This is a genomic window from Nonomuraea antimicrobica, assembly GCF_039536965.1.
Taxonomy (GTDB): Bacteria; Actinomycetota; Actinomycetes; order Streptosporangiales; family Streptosporangiaceae; genus Nonomuraea; species Nonomuraea antimicrobica.
In genome coordinates, this window is sequence record NZ_BAAAZP010000019.1 from 95402 (window position 1) to 103891 (window position 8490).

Sequence of the window (8490 nt, forward strand, 5' to 3'; positions counted from 1 at the left end):
TCGACGCGGGCGGCCGGGCCGACTACACCTTCTACGCCGAGGGCGCCGCCGACTGGCAGTGGAGCGCGTACGAGCTCGACTCCGCCCGGCTCGGCCCCGCCTCCTGTCTGCACACCGGCTCGCTCGCGCTGGTCAGGCAGCCCGGCGGGGCGGTGGTGGAGGAGTTCGCGCGCAAGGCGTCGGCGCGTGCCACGGTCTCCCTCGACCCGAACGTCCGCCCGACGCTGGCCTCGAAGGACGACTACCGGGTGGCCCGGTGGTGCGAGTGGGCCGACATTCTCAAGCTGAGCGACGACGACCTCGAGTTCCTGCTGCCCGGCACCTCTCTGGAACACGCCTGCGACCTGTGGCACGCCGCCGGCGCCCGGCTGATCGTGATCACCCGCGGGGCTCGCGGGGCGCTGGTCTCGCTCGACGGTGAGCGTGCCCAGGTGGCCGCGCCACGGGTGGACGTCGTGGACACGGTGGGGGCCGGCGACTCGTTCACGGCCGGGCTGCTGCACCACCTCGGCGGGCAAGGGCTGCTCGGCGGGCGGCTCGACGCCCTCGATCTGGAGAGCGCGGTGGCGGCCGCGGCGTTCGCGGCCCGGGTGGCGGCGCTGACGTGCTCGGTCCCGGGCGCCGACCCGCCGTGGGCCGACCGGCTCGCGGCCGACGACTGACCCGGCCCGTACGCGGGCGGATCGGCCTCCCGCGCGGGACACGGCCGGTGCGCCCGTGCCGGGGGCACGGGCCCGGCCGTCAGAAGTCGAAGTCGTCGATGTTCTCCGCAGTGAACACGAACGGGTCGCCGAGCAGCACGACGCCGTCCTCGCCGACGGTGTACTCGCCCAGCCTGCCCGCGGTGAACGTCCCTCCCTCCTTGCCGGTGATCAGGCCGGAGGCCAGCGCCGCGCCGGTGTAGGCGGCCAGGTAGCCCAGCTCTGAGGGGTTCCACAGGGCGAACGACCCGACCGTGCCGTCCTTGACGTAGGCGCGCATCTGGTTGGGCGTGCCCAGGCCGGTGAGCCGCACCTTGCCCTTGTACTCCGAGCCGGACAGGTAGCGGGCCGCCGCGGCGACGCCGACCGTGGTGGGCGAGACGATGCCCTTCAGGTCGGGGTACCGGGCCAGCAGCCCCTGCGCCTCCTGGAACGACTTCTGGTCGTCGTCGTCGCCGTAGACGGTGGCGACCAGCTTCAGCTTGGCGTTCTCTGGCTTGGCCAGCTCCGTCTTCATCATCTCGATCCAGGCGTTCTGGTTGGTCGCGTTCGCCGTCGCCGAGAGGATCGCGATCTCGCCGCCGTCCGGGCCGACCGCCTCGCTGATCAGCTTGATCTGGGAGGCGGCGATGCCCTCGGCGCTGGCCTGGTTGATGAAGGCGTCACGGCAGGCGGGGTTGGTGTCGGAGTCGTAGGTGACGACCTTGGCGCCGGCCTGGCGGGCCTCGTTGAGCGCGCCGCAGAGGGCGTCCTTGTCGTTGGCCGAGACCACGATCGCGTCCGCGCCCTGCTGCGAGAGCGTGTTGATGTAGCTGACCTGCGCCGACGGGCTGGCCTCCGACGGGCCCGTCTGGCTGTAGACGCCCTTGAACTCCGCCACCGCGACCTTGCCGCCCTTGTTGTCGGAGGCGTCGAAGTACGGGTTGTTCACCTGCTTGGGCAGGAAGGCGATCTTCAGGCCCTCCTTGATGGTCGCCGCCGCCCCGCTCGCGCCGGGCTGCGGGGTGGCCGGTTCCTCCTGGGCGGCGCATCCGGTGACGGCGAGGCTGAACGCGGCGAGCACCGCCAGGGCGATGGCCCGGCCTCCTCGACTTGTCGCTGCCATGTCGTGCTTCCTTTCGTGGACCGCGCCGGATCGACGGCGGTCTTCCGCGGCCGGGGCCGCGGGGTCAGGGAACGGCGGGGTCAGGGAACGGCGGATCGCCGACGGCGCAGACGGTCGCGCAGCATGCCGGCCACGTTGGGTCCCACTACGGAGACGATGAGCAGGGATCCGGTGACGATCGTGAGCGTGTTGGCGGGTACGTACGCCAGTTGCAGGGCGTTGCGCAGGGTGCCGAGCAGGATCACCGCGGCGATGACGCCGAGCAGGCCGCCGCGCCCGCCAAAGATGGACACCCCGCCCAGCAGCACCGCGGCCACCACGGCGAGTTCGAGCCCCATGCCGTTGTCGGCGCGGGCGCTGGCGAAGCGCAGCGTCCAGAACACCCCGGCCAGCGCCGACATCGTGCCGGTGGCCACGAACAGCCAGAACTTCGTCCGGGCCACGGGGATGCCGGTGAAGCGGGCGGCCTCGGCGTTGTTGCCCATCGCGTACAGGCCGCGGCCGACCGGGGTGGCGTGCAGCACGATCGCGGCGACCAGCGCGAGCACGGCCACCACGATGATCGCCCAGGGGATGGTCAGGCCGGGGATCGCGCCGATCGCTCCCGTGGTCCACTCCGGCGGGTAGTCGGCGACCGCCCGGTCGCCGAGCACCACGTACGCCAGGCCGCGGTAGAGGGCGAGCGTGCCGATCGTCACGGCCAGCGACGGGAGCCCGAACCCGGCCACGAACAGGCCGTTCACCGCGCCGAGCAGCGCTCCCAGCAGCAGGCAGAGCACGATCACCAGGGGCAGCGAATCGACTCCCCAGACCCAGAGCCCGCCCATGACCGTGCAGGTCAGGCCGAGGACGCTGGCCACCGACAGGTCGATCTCGCCGGTGATGACCACCAGGGTCATGGGCAGCGCGATCAGCGCGATCGGGATGGTCTCCAGCGTGACGAACCGCCAGAACCGCGGACCGGCCACGCCCTCGACGCTCACCCCGCCGACCACGACGACCAGGACCAGCGCGACGATCAGGATCGCCGCCCACGACCCCGCGATGGAACGCAACCGTGCCACCGTCCCCTCAGCCACGACCACTCCTCCCGCGAATGTCCTGGTCGTCCGCACCCTGGTCGTCGGCGTCCGGGCCTCGGGCGTTCTGCCCGCATGCGCCCTGGCCGTCCGGGTCCGGGCCGCGCGCGGCGTGGCCGCGGGTGTTCTGGTGTCGCAGGGTCCGGGCGAGCCGGACGGCCAGCGCGCGATCGAGGCCGATGGCGGCCAGGATCAGCGCGCCCACCGCGGCCCGCTGCCAGAACGGGCTGACGCCGAGCACCGGCAGCGCGCTGCCGATCGTGGTCAGCAGCACCGCGCCCAGGGCGGCGCCGTACACCGAGCCGCTGCCGCCGAAGATGGCCACACCGCCGACCACCACGGCGGCCACCACGTTGAGCTCGAGCCCGTTGCCCGCGTTGGCGTCCAGCGTGCCGAAGCGCGCCGCGTACAGGACTCCGGCCAGCCCCGCCAGCGCCCCCGAGACGACGAACGCGGCGAACACGCGGCGGCCGACCGGGATGCCCACCAGGCGGGCGGCGGCCGGGCTGGACCCGATCGCGTACAGCTCCCGGCCCCCGCGGTACGAGCGCAGGTAGTAGCCCGCCGCCACGAGCACCACCACGGCGAACAGGGCGAGCACCGGCACGCCCAGCACGGTCGCGCTGCCCAGGCGCAGGAAGCCCGGCGGCATGTCGGCCGCGTTGATCTGCCGCCCGGCCGCCCAGGTGTGGTCGAGGCCGCGGAAGACGTACAGGGTGCCCAGGGTGACCACGAGCGCGGGCACCCGGGCGGCGGCGATCAGCGCGCCGTTCACGACGCCGCAGGCGGCGCCGAGCAGCACGCCGAGCACGAGCGCGACCGGGATCGGCAGGCCCGGGTTCGCCACGAACAGGCTCCCGGTCGCGAACGCCGACAGTCCGAGCACCGAGCCGACCGACAGGTCCACGTTGCGGGTGATGACGACGATGCTCTGACCGACCGCGAGCACGGCCAGCACGGTCGAGCCGAGCAGCAGGTCCTTGACGCCCTGCGCGGTCAGGAAGCGCGGGTTGACGAGCACGGTGGTCACCACGAGCAGCGCCAGCGCGACCGCGATGCCCAGCTCCCTGATCACGAACACGCGCTGGACCAGGCGGGTGCCCTCTCCCGCTGCGACGGCCGGTCCGGTCCTGACCGCCGTCATCCGGCGCCGCCCTGGCCGGTGGCGGCGTACATGATCGACTCCTCGTCCGCCCGTGCGCGCGGGAGGTCGGCGACCAGGCGGCCTTCGTGCATCACCAGGACGCGATCGGCCAGGCCGAGCACCTCGGGCAGCTCGCTGGAGATCATCAGCACCGCGACGCCCTGCCCGGCCAGCTCCGACAGCAGCCGGTGCACCTCGGCCTTGGTGCCCACGTCGATGCCGCGGGTGGGCTCGTCCACGACCAGTACGCGCGGCTTCGTCGAGAGCCACTTGGCCAGCACGACCTTCTGCTGATTGCCGCCCGACAGGGTGGAGACGGGGTCGGTGAGGCGGGCGCTCTTGATGCGCAGGCGCCCGGCCCACTCGCGGGCCGCGGCGCGTTCCCGGCCGCCGAGCAGCAGGCCGAGCCTGCTCAGTGACCACCGCCTGGTGAGCGTGGCGTTCCGCGCCACCGACAGCTCCATGACCAGGCCCTGCTGCCGCCGGTCCTCCGGGACGAGGGCCAGCCCGGCGGCGATCGCCGCGGCGGTGTCGCCCGGCGGGAGCCTGACGCCGTCGAGGAGGACCTCCCCCGCGTCGGGGCGGTCGATGCCGAACAGCGCGCGGGCGACCTCGCTGCGGCCCGCCCCGACCAGCCCGGCCAGCGCGACGATCTCGCCGGCGCGCACGGCGAAGCCGACGTCCGCGAAGACGCCGTGCCGGGTCAGGCCGCGCACCTCCAGCCGGGGCTCTCCCACGGCCGTGTCCACGGTGGACTGCGCCGGCTCGGGGTACAGCGTGGAGACCTCTCGGCCGACCATGCGGCGTACCAGTTCGTCCACGGTGAGGTCGGCGGCGGGGTCGGTGGAGACCCGGCGGCCGTCGCGCATCACCGTGATCCGATGGCACAGCGCGAAGATCTCGTCGAAGCGGTGGGAGATGAACAGCACCGCCGCACCCGCGTCGCGCAGCGAGCGCACGACCGAGAAGAGCCGTTCGACCTCGACGCCCGACAGCGCGGCGGTGGGCTCGTCCATGATCAGGATGCGGGCGTCGGACGCCAGCGCCTTCGCGATCTCCACGAGCTGCTGGTCGGCGATGGACAGGCCACGGGCGGGACGGCCGGGGTCGAGCCGGACGCCGAGCCGGGCGAACAGGCCCGCCGCGCCCTCGTGCATGGCCCCGGCGTCGATGCGGCGCAGGGAGCGCAGCGGCTGGCGGCCCATGAAGACGTTCTCGGCCACCGGCAGGTCGGGGAACAGCGTGGGCTCCTGGTAGATCACCGCGATCCCGGCGGCACGGGCGTCCGCGGGCCCGGCGAACGTCAGCTCCGCCCCGCCGGCCCGCAACGTCCCCGTGTCGGCCGGATGGGCACCGGCCAGGATCTTCACCAGCGTGGACTTGCCGGCTCCGTTCTCGCCGACCAGGCCGTGGACCTCGCCGGCGCGCAGGTCGAGCCGTACGTCACGCAGGGCCTGTACGGCGCCGAACGACTTGCTCACGTTGCGTAGCGACAGAAGGGGAGGCGGTTCACTCATGCGGTCCTCCGGCACCACTTCCGGCAAAACGTTTTAATTTTCCCCGAACGTAAAACGATCGCCGGATACGTGTCAATCGGACGGGACGGTCCGGTAGCCGTTCCACACGAAACGGGCCGTCGTCACCGCGTCGTCGCCGTCGCCCGTGATGAGCTGGTGGATCGCGATCCCGTCCAGCTCGCGATACTCGCACCACTCGTGGTCGGAGGTGAGCACGAGATCGAGCCCCAGATTCACCAGCAGGTCGAACACCTGCCCCCGGTTCGTCTTGTCCACCCCCACGAACACCTCGTCGAGCAGGATGAACCGCGGGCAGCCCGGATCGGTCTGGTAGTGGGCGGCCACGGCCGCGAACAGCGGCAGGTGCAGCGCGATCGCCTTCTCCCCGCCCGACAGCGCCCCGTGCAGCTTCCTGGTCAGGTCCTGCCAGCCGTGCCCGTCGCCCCGGTCGAGCTTGACCACGAACCGGTGCCAGGCCGTGTAGTCGAGCACCTTCATGAGCTGGTCCGCCCAGCTCGCGGAGGAGTCGTCGGCCCGCGCCTCCTCCACGCGGTCCATGAAGAAGACGTACAGCGCCTCTTTGTCGGCCTCCGTCAGCCCTGCGGGGTCGCGCAGCAGCAGGTCGCGGGCGGCCCTGGTGCCGGGCGGCTGGGTGGGGTCGACCTGCCAGACCAGCCGCACGGCCACCCTCGACGCGGTGCGGACCCGTTCGAGGCGCTGGTTCATGCCCTCGACCAGGGCCGTCGCCTGCCTGATGCGATCGGCCAGGTGCCGCCGCGTGTCACCGGCGAGCGTCCGGTCGAACAGGTCGCGCTCGGCCTCCGTGATGTCCGAACGCCGCTCGTCGCGCTCCTTGCCCAGCGCCTCGCTGAGCGCCGCCGCGCCCGCGCGCACGCCGTCGACGGTGGCGGTGAGCACCTGGACGTCGTCGTCGGGCGCCAGCTCCAGATCGGCCCGGTCGGCAAGGACCTCCCTGGCGTGGTGGAAGGCGTCCTGCATGCGCGCCTCGGCCTCCCTGACGCTCTTCAGCTCGTACGGGACGGACGCGAGCCGCTCGGCCACCGCCTTGGCCGCCTCCAGCACGGCCCGTACCCCGGCCTCGGGCGCCAGCTCGACCGCCACCCGCGCGTCCGCCGGCAGGTGCCCGGCCGCCAGGCGGCGCAGCCGGTCGGACACCTCGTCGCGCAGCCGCCCCGCCTCGGCGTGCCTGTCCTCGGTGGTGCCCAGCTCGCCCTTGAGCCGGCCGAGCCGGGCGTTGAGCCGCGCCAGCTCGGCGTTGACCGCCTTGATGAGGCGGCGGCAGCTCTGGTGCGCGCCCTGGACCTCCTGGAGCCGGTCGAGGACGCGCCGGGGCTCCACGTCGACCGCGGACTCGATCGCGGCCAGCCGTTCGGCCAGCACGACCGCGGCGGCGGCGGCCTCCTCGGCGCGCTCGACGGCCTCGCCGGCGTGCCGCTCGTACTGGGCGGCGGTCTCGGCGGCCAGGTCGGCGCGCTCGCCCGCGGCGCGGGCGTCGGCCCGCCGGTCGTGCCAGACGGTGCCGATGGTCTCGGCGGTGCGCAGCGCCTCCGCCTCCTGGGCGAGCGCGGACGGCGCGGTGGGCAGGGCGTGGCGGTCGGCCGTCTCGGTGAGCCGCCGCAGCGACCTGGCGACCTCCCGCTCGCGGTCGTGCAGGCGCCGCTCGCAGGTCCTGAGCCGGTCCTCCAGCAGCGCGACCCTGCGCACCGCGCCGTCGAGCGCCTGGACGGCCTCCGCGTAGGGGCCCCTGCCCGGCCTGCGCCGCAGCTCGGCGGTGAGCGTGCCGCGTTCGGCGTCGGTCACGGCGAGCAGGTGGTCGCACTCGGCGATCCGCCCGGCCAGCTCCCCGAGCCGGTCGTCCAGCTCGGCGATGCGGCGCCGCCTGGCGCGTTCGCGGGCGGTGGCGCCCAGGTAGGACGGCTCGGGCTTGACCCACCGGCCGGTCGCCGGGCCCAGCCGCCAGGTGCCGTCGGCGCCGATGACGGCGGGGTGGTCGACGCCGATCGCCGTGGGCGCGAACGCGATGCCCGACAGCACGGCGTCGGCCTGCACCGGCGAGTCGGCCTCGGTGAACAGCACGTGGGCCAGGCTGTAGCCGGGGGCGGGCCTGGTCAGCGAGGTCACCGCGAAGGCGTCGTGCTCGCCGGGGTCGAACCCGCCGTCGGGCCGCAGCCACAGGTCGAGCAGGCCCGAGGCTTCGAGCGCGGCCTCGATCCCGGCCTGCGCCACGGGATCGAGCCCCGACCTGAACGCGACGGCCCGCCACAGCGGGGTGCCGGAGCGTCCCGTCCTGGCGGCCGTACGGCTGTGGGGGGCGGGCGGCTCCAGCACGGCCTCGTCGTTGAGGCGCTCGCGCTCGGCGGCCAGCTCGGCCCGCACGGCCGTCAGCCTCTCCCGCTGCGCGGTCAGGTGCTGCTCGCGGGCGGCCAGCTCGACGGCGGCCATCGTACGGGCCGTGCCGACCAGGTCGTCGGCCCGCTCGAAGTCGTCGGCCAGCCCGGCGAGCGTGGCCGGGTCGAGCTGGAGCTGGGTGCAGCCGCCCGACCAGTCGGCCAGGGCGGCGGCCAGGTCGCGGGCGCGTTCGTCGCGTACCCGCTCGGCCCGCTCCCGTGCCTCCTGGGCGGCGGCCAGGTCGTCGCGAGCCTGGTCGCGGTCGTGCTCGGCGGTGGTGCGGCGGTCGATCGCCTCGTCGTGCCGGGCCACCGCGGCCCTGACCTCCCTGATCTGGGCGGCGCGGCTGGTGACGGCCGCCCGCAGCAGCTCCCTGGCCCTGCGTACGGCCGCCTCACCGTCAAGCCCACCGCCGGACCCATCGTTGGGCCCGTCGCCGGACTCGTCATCGCGGTTCCTGGGAGGCCGGGCCGCCTCCTCGTGGACGGTGAGCAGCCCGGCGCACTCGGCCGCGTGGCGCGCCTCCGTACGGGCG

General features: G+C 74.1%; 6 protein-coding genes. 1 reads left to right on the plus strand and 5 read right to left on the minus strand.

Annotated features, from left to right (window positions below):
• Positions 1-662: PfkB family carbohydrate kinase (locus ABD844_RS06995; RefSeq protein WP_344874147.1), on the plus strand; the 662-nt coding region annotated here is incomplete at its 5' end.
• A 79-nt stretch (positions 663-741) separates the two neighbouring features.
• Here ABD844_RS06995 and rhaS read toward each other — a convergent pair.
• The 5 genes from rhaS to ABD844_RS07020 form a co-directional block, all read right to left on the minus strand.
• Complete coding sequence (gene rhaS / locus ABD844_RS07000) at positions 742-1806, minus strand: rhamnose ABC transporter substrate-binding protein (protein WP_344874149.1); 1065 nt, start codon at positions 1804-1806, stop codon at positions 742-744.
• 80 nt (positions 1807-1886) lie between these two features.
• Positions 1887-2885, minus strand: a complete 999-nt coding sequence (locus tag ABD844_RS07005; protein ID WP_344874151.1) for an ABC transporter permease — start codon at positions 2883-2885, stop codon at positions 1887-1889.
• Positions 2878-4029, minus strand: coding sequence for an ABC transporter permease (locus ABD844_RS07010; protein ID WP_344874153.1), 1152 nt, complete (start codon positions 4027-4029; stop codon positions 2878-2880). The genes ABD844_RS07005 and ABD844_RS07010 overlap by 8 nt, the downstream gene beginning before the upstream one ends.
• Positions 4026-5546 (minus strand): sugar ABC transporter ATP-binding protein, encoded by a 1521-nt coding sequence (locus tag ABD844_RS07015; protein ID WP_344874155.1) that lies wholly within the window; start codon positions 5544-5546, stop codon positions 4026-4028. Before ABD844_RS07015 ends, ABD844_RS07010 begins: the two co-directional genes overlap by 4 nt.
• Positions 5547-5618: 72 nt before the next feature.
• Positions 5619-8490, minus strand: a 2872-nt coding sequence (locus ABD844_RS07020; protein WP_344874157.1) for a TIGR02680 family protein, incomplete at its 5' end; no start/stop codon positions are given.

Coding starts and splice junctions, on each gene's coding strand:
- ABD844_RS07015 (WP_344874155.1), bottom strand. CDS start 5,546: ATGAGTGAACCGCCTCCCCTTCTGTCGCTACGCAACGTGAGCAAGTCG.
- ABD844_RS07010 (WP_344874153.1), bottom strand. CDS start 4,029: ATGACGGCGGTCAGGACCGGACCGGCCGTCGCAGCGGGAGAGGGCACC.
- rhaS (WP_344874149.1), bottom strand. CDS start 1,806: ATGGCAGCGACAAGTCGAGGAGGCCGGGCCATCGCCCTGGCGGTGCTC.